General features: G+C 70.9%; 20 protein-coding genes and 1 pseudogene. 18 read left to right on the top strand and 3 right to left on the bottom strand.

Annotated features, from left to right (window positions below; all coding sequences use genetic code 11):
• The first annotated feature begins 28 nt into the window (after positions 1-28).
• Together Van01_RS15715 and Van01_RS15710 are read left to right on the top strand one after the other, a co-directional pair.
• A complete protein-coding gene (locus tag Van01_RS15715; RefSeq protein WP_204007532.1) occupies positions 29-1,132 on the top strand; it encodes a sensor histidine kinase in 1,104 nt (367 codons plus the stop codon).
• Positions 1,129-1,773, top strand: coding sequence for a response regulator (locus Van01_RS15710; RefSeq protein WP_204007530.1), 645 nt, complete (start codon positions 1,129-1,131; stop codon positions 1,771-1,773). The genes Van01_RS15715 and Van01_RS15710 overlap by 4 nt, the downstream gene beginning before the upstream one ends.
• Before the next feature lie 50 nt (positions 1,774-1,823).
• Here Van01_RS15710 and Van01_RS15705 read toward each other — a convergent pair whose 3' ends face one another.
• Together Van01_RS15705 and Van01_RS15700 are read right to left on the bottom strand one after the other, a co-directional pair.
• Positions 1,824-3,167: a glycoside hydrolase family 18 protein gene (locus tag Van01_RS15705; protein WP_204007528.1), complete on the bottom strand. Its 1,344-nt coding sequence runs from the start codon at positions 3,165-3,167 to the stop codon at positions 1,824-1,826.
• Positions 3,168-3,642: 475 nt separating this feature from the next.
• A pseudogene (locus tag Van01_RS15700) lies at positions 3,643-5,034 on the bottom strand (LVIVD repeat-containing protein); the annotation flags it as partial.
• Positions 5,035-5,262: 228 nt separating this feature from the next.
• Between Van01_RS15700 and Van01_RS15695 the strand changes: the two are divergent.
• From Van01_RS15695 to fxsT, 15 genes are all read left to right on the top strand, one after another.
• Positions 5,263-5,988, top strand: a complete 726-nt coding sequence (locus Van01_RS15695; RefSeq protein ID WP_204007524.1) for a DUF305 domain-containing protein — start codon at positions 5,263-5,265, stop codon at positions 5,986-5,988.
• A 25-nt stretch (positions 5,989-6,013) separates the two neighbouring features.
• Positions 6,014-6,433, top strand: coding sequence for a mycothiol transferase (locus tag Van01_RS33785; protein ID WP_373306263.1), 420 nt, complete (start codon positions 6,014-6,016; stop codon positions 6,431-6,433).
• A gap of 7 nt (positions 6,434-6,440) precedes the next feature.
• Complete coding sequence (locus Van01_RS33780; RefSeq protein WP_373306264.1) at positions 6,441-6,584, top strand: mycothiol transferase; 144 nt, start codon at positions 6,441-6,443, stop codon at positions 6,582-6,584.
• Positions 6,585-6,870: 286 nt separating this feature from the next.
• Positions 6,871-7,674, top strand: coding sequence for a cellulose binding domain-containing protein (locus Van01_RS15685; protein WP_204007522.1), 804 nt, complete (start codon positions 6,871-6,873; stop codon positions 7,672-7,674).
• Positions 7,675-7,779: 105 nt separating this feature from the next.
• On the top strand, positions 7,780-8,418 hold the full coding sequence (locus Van01_RS15680) for a transporter (RefSeq protein ID WP_204007520.1): 639 nt from the start codon (positions 7,780-7,782) through the stop codon (positions 8,416-8,418).
• Positions 8,415-8,726, top strand: coding sequence for a transcriptional regulator (locus Van01_RS15675; RefSeq protein WP_204007518.1), 312 nt, complete (start codon positions 8,415-8,417; stop codon positions 8,724-8,726). Before Van01_RS15680 ends, Van01_RS15675 begins: the two co-directional genes overlap by 4 nt.
• On the top strand, positions 8,723-9,622 hold the full coding sequence (locus Van01_RS15670; RefSeq protein WP_204007516.1) for an ABC transporter ATP-binding protein: 900 nt from the start codon (positions 8,723-8,725) through the stop codon (positions 9,620-9,622). The genes Van01_RS15675 and Van01_RS15670 overlap by 4 nt, the downstream gene beginning before the upstream one ends.
• A 10-nt stretch (positions 9,623-9,632) precedes the next feature.
• Positions 9,633-10,370: an ABC transporter permease gene (locus Van01_RS15665; protein WP_204007514.1), complete on the top strand. Its 738-nt coding sequence runs from the start codon at positions 9,633-9,635 to the stop codon at positions 10,368-10,370.
• 137 nt (positions 10,371-10,507) lie between these two features.
• Positions 10,508-10,771, top strand: a complete 264-nt coding sequence (locus Van01_RS15660) for a CU044_2847 family protein (RefSeq protein ID WP_204007512.1) — start codon at positions 10,508-10,510, stop codon at positions 10,769-10,771.
• Positions 10,768-14,211, top strand: a complete 3,444-nt coding sequence (locus Van01_RS15655) for a tetratricopeptide repeat protein (protein ID WP_204007510.1) — start codon at positions 10,768-10,770, stop codon at positions 14,209-14,211. Before Van01_RS15660 ends, Van01_RS15655 begins: the two co-directional genes overlap by 4 nt.
• Positions 14,212-14,425: 214 nt before the next feature.
• Positions 14,426-14,602 (top strand): hypothetical protein, encoded by a 177-nt coding sequence (locus tag Van01_RS15650; RefSeq protein WP_158240206.1) that lies wholly within the window; start codon positions 14,426-14,428, stop codon positions 14,600-14,602.
• 12 nt (positions 14,603-14,614) lie between these two features.
• Positions 14,615-16,966, top strand: coding sequence for an FxsB family cyclophane-forming radical SAM/SPASM peptide maturase (locus tag Van01_RS15645; RefSeq protein WP_239099102.1), 2,352 nt, complete (start codon positions 14,615-14,617; stop codon positions 16,964-16,966).
• Positions 16,963-17,769, top strand: coding sequence for an AAC(3) family N-acetyltransferase (locus Van01_RS15640; protein ID WP_204007509.1), 807 nt, complete (start codon positions 16,963-16,965; stop codon positions 17,767-17,769). The genes Van01_RS15645 and Van01_RS15640 overlap by 4 nt, the downstream gene beginning before the upstream one ends.
• 102 nt (positions 17,770-17,871) lie before the next feature.
• Positions 17,872-19,002 carry a hypothetical protein gene (locus Van01_RS15635; RefSeq protein WP_204007506.1) on the top strand — a complete coding sequence of 377 codons (1,131 nt, stop codon included), beginning with the start codon at positions 17,872-17,874 and terminating at the stop codon, positions 19,000-19,002.
• Positions 19,003-19,008: 6 nt separating this feature from the next.
• Positions 19,009-22,935 (top strand): FxSxx-COOH system tetratricopeptide repeat protein, encoded by a 3,927-nt coding sequence (gene fxsT, locus Van01_RS15630; RefSeq protein WP_204007504.1) that lies wholly within the window; start codon positions 19,009-19,011, stop codon positions 22,933-22,935.
• A 13-nt stretch (positions 22,936-22,948) separates the two neighbouring features.
• On the opposite strand, the gene Van01_RS15625 is transcribed toward fxsT, so the two are convergent.
• Complete coding sequence (locus Van01_RS15625) at positions 22,949-23,779, bottom strand: alpha/beta fold hydrolase (RefSeq protein ID WP_308442395.1); 831 nt, start codon at positions 23,777-23,779, stop codon at positions 22,949-22,951.
• 273 nt (positions 23,780-24,052) lie between these two features.
• On the opposite strand from Van01_RS15625, the gene Van01_RS15620 reads away from it, so the two are divergent.
• Complete coding sequence (locus Van01_RS15620; RefSeq protein WP_204007502.1) at positions 24,053-24,544, top strand: molybdenum cofactor biosysynthesis protein; 492 nt, start codon at positions 24,053-24,055, stop codon at positions 24,542-24,544.

Genomic DNA, 24,544 nt, shown 5'->3' with positions numbered 1-24,544 from the left:
GCACCGGGCCCGACCTAGAGTGGGGATCATGCGACGGGTCGGCACAGACGAATGGTCCGGCCTCGCGATGCTCGTGGTGGCGGTCGCCGTCGCTGGTCCCGGACTTTTCGGCGCGGTCGAGACGACTGTCGCGCGCGGTTTGTGGATCGCGCTCTTCGTCGGCTACCTGGTGGCCCTGCTCGTCTCCGTCGCCACCCGCGTGTCCCGTCGGGTGCGGTACGCGGCCTTCGCCACGACCGTCGCCGCCGCCTGGATCCTGCTGCTGTCGGCCGCCAGCCTGGGGCTGTTGCCGGTGCTGCTGGTCCTCACCGCGGCCGTGAGCGTGTACGTGGTGCCGATACCTGTCGGGTTGCTGGTCGTGGTCGGCAACACACTGGTGATCACCTTCGCTGCCGCGTCGGCGATGCGTGCCATGCCCGACCGGGCCATGCTCCTGGGTTTCTACCTGCTCATCCAGGTGGCTACGCTGCTCAGCTCGGTCACCCTGCTGCGGGAGCAGCGGATGCGCCGCGAACTGGCTGAGGCGCATGTCGAGTTGCAGGCCGCAAGCGTCCTGCTCTCGGAGTCGGCCGCCACCGCGGAACGGTTGCGTATCTCCCGCGAACTGCATGACCTGATCGGGCACCAGCTGACGGTGCTGACCCTGGAGCTGGAGACCGCCCGTCACCTGGAGGGACCGGCCGCCCGTACCCATCTTGAGCGGGCCGACCGGGTCGCCCGCGATCTCCTCGGCGACGTGCGGGCCACGGTCGGGCAGCTGCGGGCCGCGAGTCCTGATCTTGAGCAGGCGTTGCGCCGGGTGACTCAGGATCTGCCCGGTCTCGACGTGACGATCGACGTGGCCCCGGGGGTGCGGATCGATGAGGACGACAGCGCGGCGTTCGTCCGGGCGACGCAGGAGATCGTCACCAACACCATCCGGCACGCCGACGCGAGTTCCCTGCGGATTTCGGTGACCGGCGATGAACGGGAGACGGTCCTGGTGGCCCGCGACGACGGACGGGGCGCACCGGACCCGACACTCGGCAACGGGCTGCGTGGCCTCGGTGAGCGGTTCGCGGCCCTGGGCGGCGACCTGGCCGTCGACGGCGACGACGGGTTCCGGGTGACCGCGCGGGTGCCGGCCCGATGACCCGGGTGGTGGTGGTCGACGACCAGACCCTCATCCGGCAGGGCATCCGGGGGTTGCTGGAGGTCGCCGGGATCGACGTGGTCGGAGAGGCCGACGACGGCCGCGCCGCGCTTCCGGTCATCGCGCGTACCACCCCCGATGTGATCCTGCTCGACCTGCGGATGCCCCGGTTCGACGGCATCTGGACGCTGGAGCGGTTACGGGCGGACAACGTCGACATCCCGGTGCTGGTGCTGACCACGTTCGACGACGACGAACTCGTGCTCGCCGCGCTGCGCGCGGGTGCCCGGGGCTACCTGCTGAAGGACGTCACGCTGGACCAGCTCACCCGGGCGATCCGGACGCTCGCCGACGGGGGCACGCTCATCGCTCCGTCGATCACCGATCGGATGCTGCGGGCGATCCGCTCCGGGCCGTCGCCGGTCGGGCCTGAGGCGCCGCCGGTGCAGAGTCTCACCGAACGCGAGCAGGAGGTGCTGCGGCTCGTGGCGCGGGGCTACAGCAACCGGGAGATCGCCGAACTCCTCTTCCTCGCCGAGGGGACCGTCAAGAACCACGTCTCCACGATCCTCACCAAACTCGGCGCCCGGGACCGCACGAACGCGGTGCTCCGCGCGCTCCACGAGGGAATCCTGGGCTGACCGCCCACCGCCCACCGCCGGTGCGGGGCGGCGGGCGGCGGCCGGCGGGGCTATCCGGTGCCGAGCCCCAGGCTTATCGTCCTGGTCAGGGTGGCGCGGTCGTCGTCGCCGTCGAGCGACCAGATCATCGCCCCGCCCAGGCCGGCCCGCCGGATGTAGAGCGTCTTCTGCCACACCACCGCCGGGTCGTCGTACGTCCAGAAGGTCGTGCCGTCGAAGAGCCAGGCGTGTCCGGCGCGTAGGTCGCGGTGGACGGTGAAGCCGTCGCGGGCCAGGTTCTTGAGCTGCTTGTAATCCTCGAACCCGGCGGCGTGGGTGGCGGGAGCGGGCCCGGCGGCCGGCTGGAACAGCCCGTTTCCGTCACCGCTGACGCCGGTCCAGCCCTGGCCGTAGTACGGGATGCCGAGGACGAGCTTGTGTCGGGGCGCCCCGCGGGCGATCCAGCCGTCGATCGCCACCTCCACGGAGAAGTCCGGGTCGTCCGGCGCGCCCTTCGGTACCCGCAGCGCCGACTGCTGGTTGGTCACCGTCTCCCAGGTGCCGTGGAAGTCGTAGCCCTGCACGGTGGCGAAGTCGAGGTATTTGAAGATCTTGCGTCCCTCGTAGCCCGCGTCCATCGTGGCCGGGTTGGCCGGCAGGAAGGCGGTCAGCGGGTGGTGGCGGCGCGTCTGCCGGCCGTACGCGTCGAGTTGCCGGCGGAACTCGGCGAGCAGTTTGGTGAAGTTCTCCCGGTCCTCGGGGCGGATGACGTTGCCAGGCTCACCTGGCCAGTTCGGCCACTCCCAGTCGAGGTCGATGCCGTCGAACACGCCGGCTGCGGCACCGGGACCGCCGCTGCCACCGTCCAGGATCGGCAGGTTGCCCCTGAGGTAAAGGTCGATGCAGGACGAGACGAAGGCCCGGCGGGAGGCGTCGGTACGGGCGGCGTTGGAGAAGTACGTGGACCAGCTCCATCCGCCCAGCGAGATCATCACTTTCAGGCCGGGGTGCTTGGCCTTCAGCTTGGCCAACTGGCCGAAGTTGCCGTTGAGCGGCTCACCCCAGGCGTCGGCCACCCCGTCGACGCTCTCCTCAGCCGGGACGGGGCGCTGATAGTCGGCCCAGGCGTCACCCTCACCCGGCCCGCCGTCCACATGGCACCTACCGTCCTCGCTGACGTTGCCGAACGCGTAGTTGACGTGGGTCAGCCGGCTCGCCGCGCCGGAGGTGTCGAGCTTCTTCACCGGGAACGCCCGGCCGTAGATGCCCCACTGGGTGAAGTAGCCGACCCGGTGGTAGCCGTCGCTGCGGCCCGGTTTACCGCTCGCGTTGGCGGCGGCCGGCGGCGCGGCGGTGATCAGCAGGGTGCTCAGGGCGAGGAGGGCGGTGAGGCGGCGGGGACGGAATGATCGCATCGGCACTCCCGGGAGGGGTGAGGCGAAATCAGTAAAGAGACCTTCCTGATCGATGAAGCTAAGCCGATCACCGTCCACGGTCAAGGGCAGCCGTCGGGTCGTCCCGCCCGGTGCGGCCCCGTGGCAGGGCTCCGGCCCGGCGGGTGGTCCGCCGGGCCGGAGCGCTGGTGCTGTCTGAGCGGTGCGCCGTGGGTCAGCTCGTCCGCACCGAACCGTTGATCCTGCTGTCCCGGATGGTCGCACCGATGGCGTCCACCGAACCGTTCACCCGGCTCTCCACTATCGACACCACCGAGGCGTTGACCGCGTGGATCGAGCCGTTCAGGTTCGAGTTGAACACGATCAGCCCGGCACCCGGGTTGACCTTGATCGCGCCGTTCTGGGTCACCCCGTCCATGCAGGTGATTCCGGTCCTGATGGTCATGCTGCCGTTGTGCCGTCCGGTGAGGACCGTGGTGCAGGCCGGGTAGCTCGGCTGGGTCTGCACGTTCAGCTCCGCGAAGGCCACCGCGCGGGCGTTGTTGGTGCGCGCGTCGTCCAGCTTCAGGACGTCGAAGCCCTTCTGGATGTCATTGGAGTAGATGTATCCGTTGTGGTAGTAGGTCGACCAGGCACCACCGAGGATGCGGCGGGTGTCCGAAAGCGGGCCCCGCTCCCAGAAGGCGATCTCGACCGGGTTGGCCGAGTCGGTGAAGTCGATGACCGAGACACCGCCCTGGTACCACGCCTGGACCATGATGTCGCGGCCCATCGCCGGGATCAGTGACCCGTTGTGCGCCACGCAGTTCTCCAGGCTGCTGTTCTCCCGGGGAATCTTGAAGTAGCTCCGGAAGACCAGTTCCCGGTCGGTGCCGCTGCCGACGATGTCGTAGATCGCGTTGGCACCCTGGTTGGTCCGGTAGTTGCTGGTGCAGATCGCGCCGCTGCCACCGCCGAGCTCGTCGGTGAAGATCAGCTTGGTGCCGGCGTTGTTGAACGTGGCCGAGTGCCAGAACGCGAAGTTGGTGTCCCGGACCTGGCTGAGGATCACCGGGTTCTCCCGGTCGGAGATGTCCATCAGCACGCCGTCGCCCATGCAGGCACCGGCGGCCAGGTCCAGCTCCGGGTAGGTGGTGATGTCGTGGCAGCCGCTGGTGTTGGTGTTGCCGGCGGTATCGGGGAAGAGGACCGGCGTGGCCACCACCGAAGCGCTCGTCGGGTTGTCCAGCGGCACCTCGATGATCGAGATCTTGTCGTGCGGCGGCTTGCAGTAGAACGCGTTGTTCGACGGGCTGTACGACTGTACGTAGACGTAGACGCTCTGGTCGTCCTTGCTCGGGACGAGGGTGAGGGTGTGCGAGCCGCAGTCGGTGCGGACCGACTTGATGTACAGCGGATTCGTCTTGTCACTGATGTCGAAGATCCGGACGCCCTCCCAGGAGCTTTCCTGGGCCACCGAACCACTGCTGCTGGCGCACGAGTCGTCGCTGCGCGCCGAGTCGACAGCGAGGAACAGCAGGTTGCCGAAGACCGACGGGTCGCCCTGCGCGCCGGGGCAGACGACCTGGCTGACCACCTGCGGCGAGGCGGGGTCGCTGATGTCGAAGACGTTGAAGCCGTTGTAGTTGCCGGCGAAGACGTGGTCGCCCTGGAACGCCAGGTCCGAGTTGTACGCGCTCTCGCTGGCGAAGCCACCGAACTTCGGGATGTTGGCGATCTGCTGGAGGTTGGGGGAGCTGACGATCTCGTCGATCCCCGGGACGGCGTTCGTGGCGGACTCGGCGGCGCCGCTCGCCGGCGCGGCGGCGGCCCCGGTGAGGAGAAGGGCGGCGGTGGCGGCCAGGCTGATCGCCAGCCTTCGACTCCCTCGTGGGGTTGGATCGGACATGTAGGACACCCTTCGTCAGGATGAGCAGGGGTAGCGGGACCGTAACGCCGCCGGGACGGGAAGATCGACGGCCTTGTGGTCACGGTTCAGCAACACGGAGGGCGCAGTCGCGGTGCAAATTGCCGCAGGTGGGGCCAACCGATCCTTTCGCCGTCCACTACCCTCCCGCCGCAGGTCAGCCCCGCGCTAACATCCCCGCCAACCTCGACCGACGCTGGGAGGCACGTGGTGCTGGGGGTACGGATCCGGGAGCTTCTCGGGCGCTCGCGCAGGCTGGTGCTGATCGAGCTGACTGCGTTGGCGGTGCTGGCCGCCGGGGTGGCGCTCGTCATCTGGTGGCCGGACGGCGACCCGGAGCCGGCGACGACATCGAGCACCCCCGCGCCTATCGAACTGCCCGGCCTACCCGATGCCACCGCGCCGGTGCTGATGCCCGGACGTCCCGGGGAGCCGGCGGCGTCACTGCCGGCGAACGAGATGTCGGCGATGCCGCGCCCACCGCACAACAACGCCGACGTCCGCTTCGTCACCATGATGATTCCGCACCACGAGCAGGCGCTCGTGATGGCCCGGTTGGTGGCGGAACGGGGCGAGAACCCGCAGCTGAAGATCCTCGCGGATCGGATCCTGGCCGCTCAGGGGCCGGAGATCAAGGTGTTGGAGGCGTGGCTGACCGACCGGGGCCTCGACCGCGACTCCGGGGGCGACCATCGGCACCGGATGTCCGGCATGCAGTCGGCCGAGGCGCTGAACCGCCTCACCGCTGCCCGGGGCGCCGAGTTCGACAAGATGTTCGTCGCCATGATGACCGATCATCATCAGGGCGCTATCGACATGGGCAAGGAGGCGCTGACGCTCGGTTCCGACGTCACAGTCAACGAGTTGGCCGGCAGCGTCGTGGTGGAGCAGGGCGTCGAGATCAACCGGATGCGCGAGGCGCTGGCGGCGTCGTAGGCGGAGCGGTGGCGATGGAGGGGGAGTGTCGGAGGCGGCCAATACCATCGGGCTGACCGCCGACGAAGGGCTGACCGTGACCGGAATCGACATGTCAACCGAGCGCGCCGATCTGCTTCAGGCGCTGCGCCAGCACCGCTTCCACCTGCGCAACACCGCGCGGGACCTGACCGACGAGCAGGCCGCCGAACGCAGCACGGTGAGCGAGCTGTGCGTGGGTGGCGTGATCAAGCACGTGGCGCACATCGAGCGCGACTGGGTCGACTTCATCCTCAATGGCCCGGTGGTGATGGGCAGCTCGGACGACCCGGGTGCCTACGAGCGTCACGCCCAGTCGTTCCAGATGCTGCCGGTGGAGACCCTGGCCGGCATCCTCGCGACGTACGACGAGGTGGCGCGCCGTACCGACGAGGTGGCGCGCCACCCTCCCCGACCTCGACGCTGATCACCCGCTGCCGGAGGCGCCCTGGTTCGAACCGGGCGCCCGCTGGTCGGCCCGTCGGGTGCTGCTGCACATCCTCGCGGAGACGTCCCAGCACGCCGGGCACGCGGACATCATCCGGGAGACCATCGACGGTGCGAAGTCCATGGGCTGACCGTCGCCGACGGTGCCCGGAAGGACACATCGCGCTGTTGTATCGATTGACGTCAACTGCGAGACTCGGGCTCATCGACCGCACCCGGGAGCCGGTGCGGTCGCGCGACGGCGAGGGCGCGCCGCGCGTGTCACCCGGTCCGGGCAGCCTTTTCCCCGTCGTGCCGCCACTGTGACGTCCGCTGTCGACACCTGCCAGCTGTCCGCACGTGGTGGTCGGCAACCGGATCGGCCAGCGGGGCCGGTGCACCGCCGACCCGGCCGGCCGCCGTCCTTGGAGGTAACGGATGCTTCGCACGTTCGGCGTGGTGCTCACCGCCGTGACCCTGACCGCTGTCGCCGGAGTCGCGGCGGCCGGTGCCGCCGACACCCCGGCCGGCCCGACCCCGGTCCCCCTGTGGACCCAGAGCCCGAGTTCGAGCCCGACCACGAACCCGACCGGGGGCCCGACCCCGACCCCGACCCCGACCGTGGCGTGTCCGCCGGCACTCCCGATCACCGGCATGGTCACCGGGACCACCGCCACCACCGTCACCATCAGCTACTCCCTGATGTTCAGCGGCCCGCCCTGCGGTTACGACCTGCCGATGACCGTGCTGCTCTTCACCAGCCGCGACGACGCGGCGAAGTGGCAGAACCCGGCGGTCAAGGCGGTCACCGGGTTGGAGCGCAACGGGCAGGTGACGGTCGATGGACTGTTCCCGGACACCGAGTACTGGTTCCGATTCAGCGACGCCAGGGATCGGCGTGATCCGTACGTGATCGGTGGTCCGGTGCGGACGCAACCGCTGTCTCCCTGCGCCGCGACGGCCACCATCGACGCCCGTTGGGGCAGCGGCTTCGTCGCCACGGTCACCGTCCGCAACACCGGCAGCGAATCGCTTGACGGCTGGCTCGTCCGGTGGCGATGGTCCGGCGACGAGCGGCTCCAGTCGGTCTGGGGCGGCGTACCCGACAGCGCGGGTGCTGACGTCACGGTCGGCAACGCGCCGTACAACGGCACCGTCGGGCCGGGTGGAACCACCACGTTCGGGCTGCTCGCGTCGGCCAGCACGGTGCCACAGGCGATCACCTTGACCTGCGGACGCTGACCGGGCTCGCGTCGGTCTGCGGACGCCAGCCGGTCCGCAGACCGACGCGCGGTGCGGCGTGCGGCCTCGTCGGCGGGCTTGACTTTGCGTCTTAAAGTAGTTTGCGTGATCGCCGACGAAGACCTGCCTCCCGAGAACGCGGCCGCCGCCCTACGACTTATCGACGAACAGCGGGCGACCGCAGCCCGCCAGTTCGAGCCGGACCCACGTACCTACTACTGGCCCTGGGGACTGGCCTGGCTGCTCGGCTTCGGGCTGCACTTCCTCTACTACTCGCCGGGCGACACACCCCTGGTCGAGATGCCCTCATGGCTGCCGCTGACAGTGTTGTTCGTCCTGCTGACCGTCGCCGGTATCGTCACCGCGGTGGCCGGCGCGCGGGCGTACGGGCAGGTGACCGGGGAGTCCGCCCGGCGCGGCACCTGGTACGGCTGGGCGTGGGGGCTGGGCTTCCTGACCCTGTTCGTGCTCGCCGGTCGGTTGTCCGACAGTCTCCCGCCGGATCTCGTCGGCCTGCTGTGGTCGGCCCTCGCGGTGGGCCTGACCGGCATCCTGCACATGGCCGGCGGCGCGATCTGGTTGGACCACCGGCTGTTCCTGCTCGGTGTCTGGATCACCATGGTCAACCTGATCGGCACCATCGCCGGCCCCGGCTGGCACGCCCTCGTCGTCGCGGTGGCCGGCGGTGGCGGGATGCTCCTCGCCGGAACGCTCGGTTGGCTTCGCCGTCGGAGTCGACGGTGACCGAACTGGACCCCGTCATTCACGCCCAGGCGCGGCTTCGGGTGGTCGCCTCCCTCTCCGCGCTGCCCGATTGTGATCAGGTGACCTTCCCCCGGTTGCAGGAGGTCCTCGGGATGACCGCAGGGAACCTCTCGGTGCACCTGCGGCGCTTGGAGGAAGCCGGGTACGTCGCCGTCACCAAGACCCATCGGGGTCGTACCCCGGTCACCCTGATCGCCCTCACCCGCCGGGGCCGCCTGGCCTTCGAGGAGTACACGGAGGCGATCCGGGCGCTGCTCGCACCCGCTGATTCCAAGGAGACGCCATGATCCTCGCCCGGGCCGAGCAGGCCACCCGACGCTACGGTGACGTCCTGGCCCTCGACCGGGTCGACCTGGACGTGTCGGCCGGCGAGTTGGTCGGCCTCCTCGGCCCGAACGGAGCCGGCAAGAGCACCCTGCTCAACCTGCTCGTCGGGCTGCGCCGGCCCACCGGCGGGCGGGTGCTGCTGTTCGGCGGCGATCCCCGCGATCCGGCGCACCGCAGGTGGGTCGGTGTCACTCCGCAGGAGACCGGGCTCCCCGGCTCGCTGCGCGTCGGTGAGGTGGTCGATTTCGTCGGCGCGCACTTTCCCGACCCGGTCCCACGGGCCGAGCTGCTCGACCGGTTCGGCCTGGCGGATCTGGCCCGACGGCAGACCGGTGGTCTGTCCGGAGGGCAGCGCCGGCGGCTGGCGGTAGCGTTGGCCTTCGTCGGTCGTCCCCGGCTGGTCCTGCTCGACGAGCCGACCACCGGCCTCGACGTCGAGGCCCGGCACGCGCTGTGGGACGCGATCCGAGCCTTCCACGCCGACGGCGGCACGGTGCTGCTCACCAGCCACTACCTGGAGGAGATCGAGGCACTGGCCCAGCGGGTGGTGGTCATCGGGCAGGGCCGCGTGCTCGCCGACGACAGCGTCGCCGCCATCCGCGGCGTGGTCGGCCTGCGCCGGGTCAGCCTGACCGCCGACGACCTGCCCACCCTGCCGAACGTGGTCCGGGTCGAACGGGACCGGGAGCGGATCCATCTACTCACCGGCGACGCCGACCAACTGGTTCGCGACCTGGTCACCGCCGGTGTGGCCTTCCGCGACCTGGAGGTCCGACCCACCTCACTGGAGGAGGCGTTCCTCACCATCACCGCCGACAGCCGGCCGGCGGACGCCGGCGTACCGACCACCGCCTGAGGAGACCGCCGTGCAGTACGCCCTGGCCCACGCCCGTTACCAACTGCTGGAACTCGCCCGGACCCCGGTCGCGGTGTTCGGCAGCGCCTTCTTCCCCGCCGTCGCGATGCTCTTCTTCGTGGTGCCGGCCGTCGGTGACAACGCCGTCGGCGCCACCTACGCCACCGCCGCCATGGTCACCTTCGCGGTGCTCAGCGCGAACGTCTTCCAGTACGGCGTCGGCGTCGCCGAGGACCGGGCCCAGCCGTGGGATCCGTACCTGCGGACCCTGCCGGTGGGATCGGCGCCCCGATTCGCCGGCCGGGTGCTGGCCGGCCTGACCCTCACCTACCTGTCGCTGCTTCCGGTGGTGCTCATCGCGGCACTGCTCACCGAGGCACGAACCACAGTGGCGGGGTTCGCGCTCGCCGCCGGCACCGTCGCACTGGTCTCGGTTCCGTTCACGCTGATGGGGCTGAGCATCGGGTACGCCCTGCCGAGCAAGGCGGCGATCGTGGTGGCCCAACTGGTGTTCTTCCCGCTGGCCGTGGGTGGTGGTCTGCTCACCGCGCCCGGTCAGGCGCCCGCTTTCATCGAGGCGATCGCGCCGTTCCTGCCGACGCGGGGAGCCGTGGAACTGATGTGGACGGCGGTCGGCGACTTCCGGCCCGAACCACTGTCAATGATCATGTTCGGGGTGTGGATCGTCGGGCTGGCGGCGCTCGCCGGTTGGGCGTACCGGCGTGACGAGGGACGCCGCTTCTCCTGACCCGTTTCCGCGGCGGCATCGGGGTGATCGCGCGTGTCACCATGCAAGGTGAGTCGACTTCTGTTCCGAGGGGTGGCGGCATGCAACCTGATCATTCTCGGCGCACGCATGTGGAGCCGATCCGGTCCGGAGAGGTCGTGTTCTTCGCGGAGCTACTGGACGGCGGCGGGCCGGAGAACGTCTCACCGTCGAGGCTGCTCTCCTTCGACGGTGTCCGCGAGACTGTCGAAGTCATCGCCGATGAGCTGTCGCGGGCCTGGCAGCGGGCCAAGCCGGCGGAGGCGACAGTCGAGTTCGGCCTGTCGCTGACCGCCAAGGCGGGCCCACTCACCGGCCTGATCGTGGCGGGTGACGGGGCGGCCACCTTCAAGATCACTCTGGTCTGGAAAGGCGGTTCGTGACCCGGTCCGACCAACTGCCGGGCGGTGGCGCGGTAGCCTCCCGTCAGCTCCGGCGGCATGTGGTGCGGGTGACCGGGCCTGACGGGACGCTGCTGGGCAGTGGATTCTTCATCGCACCAGGTTGGGTGGTCACGGCCGCGCACGTCGTGTTCGACGGACACCGGCACCGCTTCCGGACGTCGGTCCGGGTGACGCCCGCCGCCGCCGACGTCGGCGACGGCGCGGTGAGCGCCACCGTGGCCGCCCACTCCGACCCGCCGGAACGCACGATCCTGTGGCCGTTTCCGGATCTCGCACTGCTGCGCCTGAAGCCGGAGCTGCCGTGGGTGGACCGACACCCGGTCGTGTGGACGGCGAACGGGGAGCCGCTGGGCGACGACTGCCACGCCTACGGATTTCCGGCGCGGGAGGTGACCGGCCCGCCGCCGGGCGCTCCCGCGCGGTTCCTCTTCGAGGGTGTCGACGGCGACGGGTTCTTCCGACTGAAGGCGGGCCAGGCGGCTCCCGGCCTGTCCGGCGCGCCGTTGCTGTGCCCGTCCCGGCGGGCTGTGGTCGGGGTGGTGACCGGCACCCGGGACCGCGACAGCGACCTGGGCGGCTGGGCCGCACCGATCTCGGCGTTGCTCGGCGAGCTGCCCGGTGTGCCCGAGTCGCTGGTGACCCACGGGCACGAGTTGCTGCGGCTCGGCGCGCAGGCGGTCCTGGCCGACCGCCGGACGTGGCACGCGGTGGTACCGGTGCCAGTGGCGGCGGAACTGCGGCCGAACTGGGAGGGGTTCGTCCGGATGCCCGGCTCGCTGCCGGCCGAGATGCTGCTCGCCGACGCGCGGGTGGTGCCGTACCGGCTGCGCGACGAGGATCTGGCGCACGCCGTACGGTGGTGCGAGCGCCCCACCCCGATGGAGGTGTGGCGCTTCGCCGGTGTCGGGGGTGCCGGCAAGACCCGGCACGCCATCGAACTGTGCCGGGCCATGGATCGGCGGGGCTGGCTGGTCGTACGGTGGACCGAGCTGACCGCCCTGCACAGCGCGGTTCAGGAGGTCGCCGGGCTGCCGCTGCCCCGGCTGATCGTGATCGACTATGTCGAGGCGATCGCTGTCGACACGCTGCGGACGCTGCTCGACAAGCTGCGACGCAACGCCAGTCAGCTCGCGCCGGTGCGGGTCGTGCTGTTGACCAGGACGACGGCCCGTGGTGAGGCGGGCAATGCGGACATCGTCCGGGAACTGGGTAAGGGGGCCGAGCCGGCACTCCGGACGATCCTCAGCGGGAGCGGCGACCCCATCGCGATCCGTGGTCTACCGCTTGCCGAGCGCCGTGACCTCTACGGGGCGTCGTTCAGGGCGTTCCGGCGTGCCTGGTTCGGCGAGAAGTCGCCGCCGACGCCTCAGGTGCCGCCGCTCGGCGGTAAGCGGTACGAGGTGCCGCTGGAAGTGTTGCTGGAGGCGTTCGACAGGGCTCTGTCCGACCAGGACGCGGTGCGTGACCGGCCGCCCGTCGACCGGGCGCTCGACCATGAGGCGCGCCACTGGAACGGGCAGGCACCGGCGGCCCTGGGTGAACGGACCCGCCGGGCGGCGGTGGCCCTGGCCAGCCTCGCCGGTGCCGAGGACGACGACCAGGCCGACGACCTGCTCCAGATCCTGCCCGAGCTGCGCGGTGACCGCCGGGCCGCCCTGCGGGGCGAGACCCTGCTCTGGCTCGCCGACCTGTACGCCGGGCCGCTGCGGATCAACCCGGTCCGCCCGGACCTGCTCGGCGAGGCGCTTGTCGCCGAGACCCTCGCCCACCAGCGCGACGGTGGACGCGGGCTGCTCGCGGCGGTGTTCGACCTGGCCGACGACGGGCAGGTCGCCCGTAGCCTCGATCTGCTGGTCCGGTTGGCGGCCAGCGACCCGGTAGCCGCCGTGCCGGTGGCCGCGGCGCTGTTCGACAGGCACACCCGCCTCGCCGACCGGGCGGAGGCCCGGGCGTACGGCGGTGACGACCGGCCGGGCACCCTCGACCTTCCGATCGGTCTGCAACGGCTGCTCGCCGGCGGGGTGGAGGCGCAGGTGGAGGCGGCGGCGCGAGCCGGACCGGGCGGCGACACCGGCATGATCGAACTGTCCACCTCGTACAACAGGATCGGTGACCTGGCCCGGGATTCCGGGCAGAGCGAACGCGCCGAGGCGCTCTACACCCGGGCGTTGGGCATCCGCGAGCGGCTCTCCTGGGCACGCCCCGACGACGACCACCTCGCCCGTGAACTGTCGATCTCCTACAACAAGCTGGGGCGGTTGGCGGCCTGGCTGGGGCAGCCGGAACTCGCGCGTGGACTGTACGAGAAGGGCCTGGCCATCCGGGAGCGGCTGCACAAGGCGCATCCCGGGGACAGCACCTACGCCCGGGACCTGGCGGTGTCCCGGCAACGACTCGCCGACGCGATCCGCGAGGCGGGTGACCCGGTGCGGGCGGAGGCGTTGTACCGGCAGGTGCTGGCCATGCGGGAGCGTCTGTACGCGCTGGAGCCGACGAACTCGACGTTCGCCCGGGATCTTTCCATCTCCTACGACGTGCTCGGTGATCTCGCGCTGGAGAGCGGCGATCCCACGGAGGCGCGGCTGCTGTACGAGCGGGGCCACGGCCTACGGGAGCGGTTGTCGGGCGACGACCCCGACAACGTCACGTTCGCCCGTGACCTGTCGGTCTCCTACGAGCGCCTGGGTGATCTCGCGGCGAAGGCGATGCGGTTCGCGGAGGCTCGGCGGCGCTACGAACTGGCGCTGGACATCCGGCGCCGGCTGCGCGATGTGCAACCCAGCAACACCGAGTTCTCCCATGATCTGCTGGTCTGCCACGGCGGACTCGGTGATCTGGCCGTCCAGGAGGGGCAGCCGGCCGACGCTGAGCGGCACTATCAGCTGGGGCTCGGGGTCGCCGAGGACCTGCTCGCGGTCGAGCCCCGCAACGCCACGTTCGTCCGCGACGCGTTGTTCTTCTACACCGGACTCGGCGTGCTCGCCGCCGGGCGCGGCGACGGCGAAGGGGCGGAACGGTACTACCGGCTCGGTCGCACCCGCGCCGAGCGGATGCTCGCCGCCGAACCGGGAAGCATCCACTTCGCCAGGCACCTGGCGTCCTTCTACGAGCGGCTCGGTGAACTCGCCCTCAGCGGTGCCACCCGACCTCGTTCCGGCAACGCGGAGACGCTGCTCAGCGCGGCGACGCACGTACGCCGCGAACTGCGGGCCAGGGAACCGGCGAACGTCGAGCTGGCCGAGGAGCTGGCACAGTCGTTGCTGCTGGTCAGCCGGGTGCTCGCGGAGCCGGCGCGAGCGGCGGTGCGGACCGAGGCGCGGGAGGCGCTCGAACCGTTCGAACACTCGGGCAGACTGAGCCGGAGCGGACGCGAGTTGTTGTATAGACTTCGGCCGCTGGAGCCGGGGGCCTCCTGGTGATTCCATCCTGCTGCTGACATCTCGGCATGTCAGGCTGGGCAATTTCCACCGAATGGATATGTTCTTCCCCGGTGTCGGTGAATCATGCTGTGCTGGGAAGGACCTGCGCCGTTCGTCGGGGTGATCATCCGTCGGTGCCGCTCCTGCCGGAAAAATCGAGAGAACGTCAAACCTGAATCATGGTGCCCACGCTCCGCCCAGAAAGATCAAGACCGTGAAGATAATCGAGAACCAGCACGTCAGCATGGCCGAGCGGCTTGCTGAGCTGCGACGCCGGCCGTTGGGTGAGATCCCGGTGGCCCGGGCGGTGGACGTGACCCGTACGGTCATGCGTCATCGCGACGACGCCGAGGGCGGCGTGGAGGTTGCCCGGTTCGGATCTGTCGCCTAGGCCCCGGTCGTCGTGCCGACCAGCGGGTCACCGGGGACGGCCTGGCCGATCAGCCAGTACGTGCTGAAGGTCCACAGCCGGTGTGATCTGGCCTGCGACCACTGCTACGTCTACGAGCACGCCGACCAGAGCTGGCGCGGTCGTCCGATGGTGATGGACGCCCGCACGGTGGCAGCGGTCGCCGACCGGATCGCCGAGCACGCCGCGGCCCACCGTCTGCGGCGGGTCAGCGTCGTCCTGCACGGCGGTGAGCCGCTGCTGCTGGGGCTTGACCGCATGCGGCAGGTGCTGGCGGCGCTACGCCGACGGATCGAGCCGGTCAGCCGCCTCGACCTGCGGATGCAGTCCAACGGGATCCGGCTGTCCGAGCCGTACTGTGACCTGTTCGCGGAGTACGACGTCCAGGTCGGGGTGTCGCTCGACGGTGACCGGGCCGCCAACGACAGGCACCGGCGCTTCGCCACCGGCGCCAGCAGTCACCCACAGGTGCTGCGGGCCATCGGGCTGCTGAACCGGCCGGCCTACCGGCGGCTCTTCGCCGGCGTGCTCTGCACCGTGGATCTCCGCAACGACCCGATCGCCGTCTACGAGGCGCTGCGGGCCGTCCGGCCACCCCGACTCGACCTGCTGTTGCCGCACGCGACCTGGGCGAACCCGCCGTACCGGCCGGCCGGGCGCGCCACACCGTACGCGGACTGGTTGCTGGCGGTGCACGACCGCTGGTCGGCCGACGGCCGGCCCATGCCGATCCGGTTGTTCGACTCGCTGTACTCCACGGCGGCGGGGGGCCACAGCGGCAGCGAGTGGGTCGGCCTCGACCCGGCGGACCTGGTGGTCGTCGAGACCGACGGCACCTGGGAGCAGGTCGACTCGTTGAAAACCGCGTACGACGGAGCTGCGGCCACCGGTCTCAGCGTGTTCACGCACACCGTCGACGAGGTGTCGAGACTGCCCGAGATCGCGCTCCGGCAGACCGGACTGGCCGGGCTCGCGGCCCAGTGCCGAGCCTGCCCGGTGGTGACCCAGTGTGGCGGTGGGCTGTTCGCCCACAGGTACCGCGAGGGCACCGGCTTCGACAACCCGTCGGCCTACTGCGCCGACCTCAAGGAGCTGATCGTGTCTCTGAGCGCACGAGAGCGAGGCGGACCTGTCGCCGCCACCGAGCCCGTCGATCAGGACGGCACGGACCTGCCCGACGGGCTGTTGGACCGGATCGCCGCCGGCCGTACCGACGCGGACGCGCTCCGCTTCCTCGCCGAATCCCAGCTCGCCATCACCCGAGCGATGCTCGTCGAGGTGGCCGACGGTGCACCGGCGACCGGGCGGACCGGGTGGGACGCGCTGGTCCGGCTCGACCGGGACGCTCCCGACGCCGTTGAGGAGACGCTGCGACATCCGTACGTGCGGGTCTGGGCCGTCGACGCGCGGCGACAGCTCGGCACCGACCAGACGGCTGGTGACCACCTGTCCTGCGTCGCCGCGGCGGCTGCGGTGCGTGCCGGTGTCAGCGTCGAACTCGACGTGCCGATCCGGTCCGGGGTGCTGCACCTCCCGTCGCTCGGCGCGGTCACGGTCGCCGAACCGGTCACCGCTACGGCCGTGCTGACCGTCGAGCCCGGAACGTGGCGCATCCGCCACGCCGCCGGCACGACCCGGGTGTCCTTCGACGGGAACCTCGACGCCAGCGTGCCGCAGGTGACGGGCGGGCGGTGGCAGGCCAACCGCCGGCTCGACTTCGGTGGCTCGACGATCCTGTTCGAGGATCTCGATCCCCACCGCGACTGCCACGACTGGAAGGCGGCGGAGCGGCCCGACGCGCCGACCCTGGCCCGCTGGGGTGAGGTCCTGACCGCCGCCTGGTCGAGCATCGAGACCGACCTGCCGCATCAGGCCGCCGCCGTGCTGACCGGGCTGCGGGCGGTGGTGCCGCTTGTCGACGATCCGACCGGTACGCTGCGCAGCTCCACCGCGCGGCAGGCGTTCGCGTCGGTAGGCGTCGCGCTGGCCGACGCCCCCGCCATGGCCGTGATGATCGCGCATGAGTTCCAGCACAGCGTGCTCGGTGCTCTGCTCGACCTCTGTGACCTCTACACGCCGAGCCCCACCCTCCGGTTGGCGGTGGGCTGGCGGGCCGACCCGCGTCCGGTCGAGGGGGTGCTCCAGGGCACCTACGCGCACCTCGCGATCACCGACATGTGGCGGCAGCGAGCGGGGCAGGAGCCCCCGGGCGGCCCGGCGCACAAGCGCTACGGGCAGTACCAGGCGTGGACCGCGCAGGCCGCCGACGCCCTGCTGGGCTGCGGCGCGTTGACCCCGGCGGGCGACCGGTTCGTGCGCCGGCTAGCGGAGGCGCTGACGCCATGACCGGTACCGCGACGGTGGCCTCGACCCGACAGCTGTGCGACCAGTTCGCGGCGATGGGACTCGCCCCGAGGCGAGCGGTGCTGGTGCACGCGTCGATGCGAGCGGTCGGTCCGGTCGACGGCGGCGCGGCGGCACTGCTCGCCGCGCTGCGTCGGGTGGTCGGGCGGGCCGCGGTGGTGGTACCGGCGCAGACGGCGTACAACTCGACGTCCAGTCCCGAGTTCCGGGCGGCGACCACCGGGCTCACGCCGACCGAGGTGGCTCGGCACATCGACCGGATCGAGGCGTTCGACCCGGCCATCACCCCGTCGAGGGGGATGGGGGTGCTCGCCGAACAGGTCCGGCAGAGCCCGGCCGCTGTCCGTAGCCGACATCCGCAGACCTCCTTCGCCGCTGTCGGCCACGGCGCGGCCGAGCTGATGCGGGTCCACGACCTCGACTGCCATCTGGGGGACCGGTCCCCACTGGGCGCGCTGTACGACGCGGACGCGACGGTGCTGCTGTTGGGCGTGGACCATCGGGTCTGCACCGCCTATCACCTCGCCGAGTACCGGCTGCCGGACCGGCGGACCCGCCCCTACTGCTGCTTCGTCCGCGACGGCGACAGCCGGGTGCGGATGGACTTCACCGGTCTCGACCTCGACGACAGCGACTTCGACCGGCTCGGTCAGGCGCTGGAGCAGGCACCCGAGCCGGTGGTGGTCCACGGTCGGGTCGGCGGCGCCGTCGCGCGAAGCATGCCGGTACGCCACGCTGTCGACTTCGCGGTCGGCTGGATGGTCCGTCACCGCCGCTGCTGGTGAGTGTTGGTCCTTTCACGTATCGTGATGCTCGCCTGACGCGCAGACGGTTGGGGGAGTGGCGGTGCGACCCGGCTCAGCCGCTCCCACTCGGGAGCGACCTCGATGACGCCAGACGAGACACAGTCGCCCACCGGGCAGCCGCCCTGCTATTTCTTCCTCAGCCACGCGCATCCGCCCACTGTCGACCGTACCGCCGAACTCGACTACTACGAGCGGGCGGTGTTCGAGGACCTGGCCCGGGTTGTCGGTGAGCTGCCGAGGGAGCGACCACACTGGCGTACCGGCATGTTCCGACCCTGCGGCGACCCCTCGACCAGATCGGCGGCGGGCATCGAGCGGGCGCTGGCCACGGTCGCGGTGTTCGTCGCGTTGCGTTCGGAGAGCTACGACACCGACGAGGTCGCCGCCGCGGAACGGTCGGTGTTTCTCCGCCAGCCGGCGACGCTGCACTCCCGCCTGCCCGGGCAGCGCCTGTTGCCGGTGTTGTGGGAGGTGACGCCGGGGGCGGCCGGCCGGGCCGCGGTCACCCCGATTCCGGACGTGCCGCAGTACGCCGAGACCGGGCTCATCGCGCTGAGCCGCCGCCGGGGTGAGCGGGACGCCTACGAGCGGGTCCTGGCGTACCTGGGTGACTCGATCGTCGAGCTGGCCGAAGGGCGGGGCGGCCCGCCGGGCACCCACTGGCCGCCACCCCGCCCACGGGAGGCGAGGCCGGCGTTCGTGGTCGCGACACTTGCCGCGCCCGCGGTGCCCGATCCGGTCGACAGTGTTCAGGCTGCGGCGTCGTCGGAGCATCCCGATCGACTGCGCGCGGTCGCGGCGCAGGTGGCCGGGGGCGTCAACCGGGCCAGGTTCGACGTGCAACTGGTCGAGCTCAGCGCCGGGTACGACCAGCTGGGGCGGCGGCCTGCGGTGTTGCTTGTCGAGGAACGAGCGTGGGTCGACGCGGAGACCGGGGCGGACCTGCGGCACCTGCTGGACGGGCTGCCCGCCTGGGTGCAGCCGTTGATCGTGCCGGCCGGGGACGAGCCGGTCCGTGCGCCGGAGGAGGGCGGGCGGGGCATCCGGCAGGCCCGACCCGTCGCCCGACCCCGCATCATGGCCGCCGCCGACGATCCGCTCACCGTCATCGCGGCCGCGATCGGCCGGGCCGTCCGCCACTTCGACGACGAACACCTGGTGGAGCGCCGGTACCCGCCCCGACCACGGTCGAACAGCCATCCGGAGGAGTAGCCCGACATGACGGACGCCCGGAACGGTCAGATCATCACCTTCTACTCCTACAAGGGCGGCACCGGCCGGACCATGGCGCTGGCGAACACGGCGTGGATACTCGCCGCGAACGGCCACCGGGTCCTGGTCGTCGACTGGGACCTGGAGTCGCCGGGACTGCACCGCTTCTACCGGCCGTTCATCCACGAGGGCATGCTGCGGGGCGCCGGTGGTGTGATCGACATGCTGGTCGGCTACGAAGGGGCGGCCAAGGAGGCGGCGGGTCGTGACCCGGCCGGGCCCGGCGAGCTGCGGCACGCGAGCTTCGCCGACGTACGCCGGCACGCTTTCTCGATCAACTGGCGGTGGCCACCCGGGGGGACACTCGACTTCCTCGGCGCGGGCCGCCACAACCACAGCTACAGCCGGTCGATCTCCGGACTCGACTGGGACCACTTCTACGAGGTGCTGGCCGGTGGCGCGTTCTTCGACGCGCTCCGGGCGGACATGAAGCGCACCTACGACTACACGCTCATCGACAGCCGAACCGGGCTCAGCGACGTGGCGGACATCTGCACAGTGCACCTACCGGACACGTTGGTCGCCTGCTTCACCCTCAGCGAGCAGGGCATCGACGGCGCCGCCGAGGTCGCCCAGTCGATCAGCCGTAAGACGATGCCCCGGCGGATCCGGGTGCTGCCGGTGGCGATGCGGATCGACCCGGCCGAGAAGCTCAAGGCGGACACCGGTCGGCTGGTGGCCCGGCAGCGTTTCGACGGCCTGCCGGCGCACCTCGACGAGGTGGCGCGGGACCGCTACTGGGCCCAGGTGCAGGTGCCGTACCTCGCCTACTACGCGTACGAGGAGACGCTCGCCACGATCGAGGACAGCTCGGGCGCGCCCGGCAACCTGCTCGGTGCCTTCGAGAAGCTGACCGAGGTGATCAGCGAAGGGCGGGTGACCCGGCTGCCCACCATGGACGAGGCCGACCGGGTGCGGGTCAAGGCGCAGTTCGTACGGATGGCGGCGGTCCGGGAGACCGAGGTGGCGCTGCGGTACGACGTGGCGGGCGTGGGCTGGGCCGAATGGATCTCCTGGGTGCTGCGGGAGGCCGGCGTCCAGGTGCACGATCCGGGCCCGGCGGGACGCCTCGAGGGGGTCGCTGTCGCCGCGCGTCCACTGGTGATCAACACTGCTTCGGAGGAGGTCGAGCTGGGGCTCAACGCGGCCCTGATGCGCCCGGCCCGTCGCCCGCTGATCGTGCACGTCGGCACCGCGCAGTCCACCTCGATCCCCGCGACCGGGGTCAACTCCATCCGGCTGGGACGGCTGGACGAGCGGCCCGCCGCCGAGCAACTGCTGCACCTGGTCGGCTTTCCGCCGCCGAAGGCGGAGTTCCTGGTGGGCGCGCCACGTTACCCCGGCCGACCGCCCACCGTCTTCCAGGCGCCGCCGCGCAATCTGCTCTTCACCGGCCGCGAGGCGCTGCTGGGGTCGCTGCGCGGGCTGTTGCGCGCGCAGAGCGACGCCGCCGAACCCGTGGTCCTGCAGGGCATGGGCGGCTTCGGCAAGACGCAGCTCATCACCGAGTACGCCCACCGGTTCCGGGCCGCGTACGACGTGGTCTGGTGGATCGACGCGGACGTCGCCTCCGACGTCGACGGTGGCCTCTACGACCTCGGTCGACGCCTCGGCATGAACCTGCCCAGCAGCGTGCGTGAGGGCGCGCAGACGGTGAAGCAGGCACTGTCCCGAGGCGAGGGTGGGCTGCGCTGGCTGGTGGTCTTCGACAACGCCGAGCGGCTGGATCGGATCAGGCAGTTGCTGCCCAACGGGCCGGGACACGTCGTCATCACCTCTCAGGGGCCGGGCTGGCTGGAGCAGACGCACGTCGTACCCGTGGATGTGTTCGACCGGGCCGAGAGCGTGAACCACCTGCGCCGCCTGCTGCCCGACCTGGGGGAGCGCGACGCCAACCGGATCGCCGAGGCGCTTGGTGATCTGCCGATCGCGGTGGCCGCCGCCGCGGCGTGGCTTGTCGAGACCCACTCGCCGGTGTCGGAGTACCTCGCGGCGATCGAGCAGGGCGACCTCGGCGCGCTGGGCTCGGAGACCGACATCGGTCGGGTCGAGGCGGCCTGGCGGCTGTCGCTGGACCAGTTGGCGACCCGCCGGCCGGCCGCGTACCGCCTGTTGCAGCTCTGTTCGGTGATGGCTCCCGAGATCTCGCTCGACATCGTCTACAGCACCGCGATGGCCGAGCACCTGCGGGCGATCGACCCGACGGTGACCAGCCGCCTCATGATCAACAGGCTGGTGGAGCAGATCAAGCGGCTGGCGCTGCTGCGCCTGGACCAGCAGAGCGAGTACGACAGCCAGGGCACGGAACGGGAGAGCACCCGGATCGTGATCCACCGGCTGCTGCACTCGGTGGTGCGTTCCCGGATGACCGAGGCCGAGATCGAGGACGCCAAGCACCAGGTGCACCTGCTGATCGCCGCGGCAGCCCGTACCCTCGGCGAGGTCGATCTTCAGGACGAGTGGCGCAAGTACCGGATGCTGTGGCCGCACGTCGAGGTCTCCGACGGTACGACCTGCGACTTCGCCCCGGTCCGGCAACTGCTCGTCGACCAGGTCCGCTACTTCTTCGTACGCGGCAACCCCGACGGCGGGCTGGAGGTGGCCGAGCGGGTCGAGGACGCCTGGACCCGCGCCCTGGGTCGGCAGCTACCGGAACCGGTGCGCCGGGAGGTGCTCGTGCAGCTCCTGCAACTGCGGTTCAACAAGGCGAACGTGCTCCGCGACAAGGGGGCGTTCCAGGACTCCTACGACCTGGACCGGGACGTCCACGCCCAGCAGGTCGACCTGCTCGGCAGCGACCATGCCGACGCACTGATGACGGCCGGCAGTCTCGGCGGGGACCTGCGCGGGCTCGGCCGCTACCCCGAGGCGCTCCAGCGCGACATCGAAACCTACCGGGCCTGGCGTACCGAGTTCGGTGACGACCACGTGCGTACCCTCAACGCCCTGAGCAACCTGGCGGTCTCGCGGCGGCTGATGGGCGACGTGGCCGAGGCGCTGCGGCTGGATCAGGAGGTCTATGACAGGCGTCGGCAGCTGCTCGGCGAGGACAACCTCAGCACGCTTCAGTCCGCGACCTCCCTCGGGCGGGATCTACGCGACGCCGGCCACTACGACAGGTCCGTCGAGCTGCTGACCCAGGTGCGGGATGTCTACGCGACGGTGATGGGGGAGCACACCCGCTTCGTGTACGAGGCCAACGCCAACCTGGCCGTCTCGCTGCGCAGCGCCGGCCGGACGGGCGAGGCGGGCGAGTTGCTGGAGGTGGCCTACCACCGGCTGGCAGAGATCCTCGGGCCGGACCATCCGGAGACGCTGGCCTGCCGACTGAGCCGCTCGGTGACCCTGCTGGAGCTGGGCGACTGGGAACAGGCGGAGACGGAGACCAGCGCGGTGCGCGCCGCGTACGCACGGCAGCTCGGTGACCGGCATCCGCACAGCCTGGTGTGCCTCAACAACCACGCTGCCGCGGTACGGGCACGCGGCGACGTCGACGGGGCCCGGTCGTCGGCCCGGCAGGCGTGGGAGGGGCTTGCGGCGGTGCTGAGCGACAGTCATCCGTACACTTTGGCCGCGCAGATCAACGTGGCCGTCATCGAGGCCGACCGGCATGAGCCGGCCGAGGCGCTCGCCCTGCTGAGTGCCGCCGCCGACCTGCTGACCAGCCTGCTCGGTCCGGCGCATCCGCACACCCTGCGGTGCCGGGCGAACCACGCCCTCGTCGAGCGCCGGCTGCACGGCGTCGACCACCAGGCGCGGGTCGACGAGGCCATCGAGGCGGTGGTCGCCAGGATCGGTGGCAACCACCCGTCGGTGGCGGAACTGAAGCGGGGACGACCGGTACGCCGGGTCATCGACCCGCACCCGTTCTGACAGGCGTTGCCGCTCACCAGTTCGACAGCCACTCCAGCATCTCGGGCAGGATCTCGACGGCGCCGAAGTGGGCGGCGCCGGGCTGGACGTGGACCTCTGCGGTGTGGATCTGCCGGGCGAGCCACATGGTGTGGCTCACCGGTGCGAAGTTGTCCTGTTCGCCGTGCCACAGCCGGACCGGAGCGGTGATCGCCGACAGGTTGAAACCCCAGTCCCGCCGCAGGGCCAGCACGTCGTCGATCCAGCCCTGCGGTCCGCTGCGCAGCGCCTCCCGGTACGCCTGGGCGATCAGGCGACGGATGGCCAGATCGCGTACGACCCGCCGGTCCGGCCAGGTCATGTCGGTCTCCAGTTGGGTCAGCAGGCTCTCCGGGTCGCGTCGGGTCCGGGCGGCCTGTGCCCTGAGCCGCTCCATCAGCAGGAGCCGGTCGTCGGAGGCGGCGGCGAAGTCGCGTACGTTGCTGGCGGCCATGCCGCTGAACCATTCGAGGTCGGGCACGTCGGGCCTGGCGAAGCCGACGAGTACCGCCGTACGGGTGACCGCGTGCGGCAGCAGTGCGGCGCAGGCCAGCGCGTGTGGCCCGCCGCCGGAGCGTCCGACCACCGAGAACCGGTAGATGTCCAGGTCCGCCGCGATCGCGGCGATGTCCTCGGCCGCGTCGGCGACGGTACGTCCGGGATGGGGTGTCGAGCCGCCGTAACCGGGACGGTCGTAGCTGATCAGCCGGATGCCGTACCGGTACAGGACCCCGCTTCGTGGCTTCGGGCCGCTGCGGCTGCCGGGGGTGCCGTGCAGCAGGAAGATGGGTACCCCGTCGGGTTTGCCGGTGATCTCCACAGTCAACCGGCGGCCACCGGCACCGCTCGCGAACCGTACCTCGGTTGCCAGGCGTGTTCCCCTTTCACTCGTCGGGGGACCGCGGTAACCCGGCGGCGCCCAGGTCGCCGTCGATGTCGTCACGAATCAGCGTAGCCCGAGGCGCGGGCCGGAGTGCCGGACAGTCGGTCAGAACATCGACAGCTGTGATGTCTTGCGGGATGCCGGATGCGGAATGCCGGGTGCCGGGCGTGGCTCGGTTCGGCACGAGCGCCGTAGCGGCCGGCATAGAGTCGGGGCATGCCGGAGATCGTCCAGTTGCTGGCCTCGCCCGTGCACCGGTTCGTGGGCCGGCCGTCGGACGGGCCGGAGCCGGCGCCGGCCGGTGAGCTGGTCGGCGAGATCCAGGTCCGCGCCGAGCTGGGCATCGTGGGCGACAGGTACTTCGGCAGGCCCGCCCACCGTCAGGCGAGCGTCACAGTCATCGCCGCCGAGTCGTTGCCGCCGGGCGTCGGCCTGGCGCAGGTCCGGCGCAACATCCTGACCAGCGGAATCGGGGTGGACGACCTGGTCGGCTCGGTGCTGGTGCTCGACTCGGGCCACGGGCCGGTACGGCTGCGGATGAACCGCGCGGCGCATCCCTGCGCGTGGATGGACGTGACAATCGGCCCCGGCGCGTGGCGCGGGCTGCGTGGCCGGGGCGGCGTGCGCTGCACCCCACTGACCGACGGCATCCTGCGGGTCGGTCCCGTCGACGTGACAATCGAGGACGATCCCGCGCGGCGCGGTTGA

This window comes from Micromonospora andamanensis (assembly GCF_016863495.1).
Lineage (GTDB): Bacteria > Actinomycetota > Actinomycetes > Mycobacteriales > Micromonosporaceae > Micromonospora > Micromonospora andamanensis.
This window is presented reverse-complemented; position numbering and strand designations above follow the sequence as displayed.

Bases quoted from the DNA above. Each gene is read 5' to 3' on its own strand.
- Van01_RS15715 (WP_204007532.1), top strand. From the start codon at position 29: ATGCGACGGGTCGGCACAGACGAATGGTCCGGCCTCGCGATGCTCGTG.
- Van01_RS15640 (WP_204007509.1), top strand. From the start codon at position 16,963: ATGACCGGTACCGCGACGGTGGCCTCGACCCGACAGCTGTGCGACCAG.
- fxsT (WP_204007504.1), top strand. From the start codon at position 19,009: ATGACGGACGCCCGGAACGGTCAGATCATCACCTTCTACTCCTACAAG.
- Van01_RS15635 (WP_204007506.1), top strand. From the start codon at position 17,872: ATGACGCCAGACGAGACACAGTCGCCCACCGGGCAGCCGCCCTGCTAT.
- Van01_RS15710 (WP_204007530.1), top strand. From the start codon at position 1,129: ATGACCCGGGTGGTGGTGGTCGACGACCAGACCCTCATCCGGCAGGGC.
- Van01_RS15670 (WP_204007516.1), top strand. From the start codon at position 8,723: ATGATCCTCGCCCGGGCCGAGCAGGCCACCCGACGCTACGGTGACGTC.
- Van01_RS15685 (WP_204007522.1), top strand. From the start codon at position 6,871: ATGCTTCGCACGTTCGGCGTGGTGCTCACCGCCGTGACCCTGACCGCT.
- Van01_RS15620 (WP_204007502.1), top strand. From the start codon at position 24,053: ATGCCGGAGATCGTCCAGTTGCTGGCCTCGCCCGTGCACCGGTTCGTG.
- Van01_RS15705 (WP_204007528.1), bottom strand. From the start codon at position 3,167: ATGCGATCATTCCGTCCCCGCCGCCTCACCGCCCTCCTCGCCCTGAGC.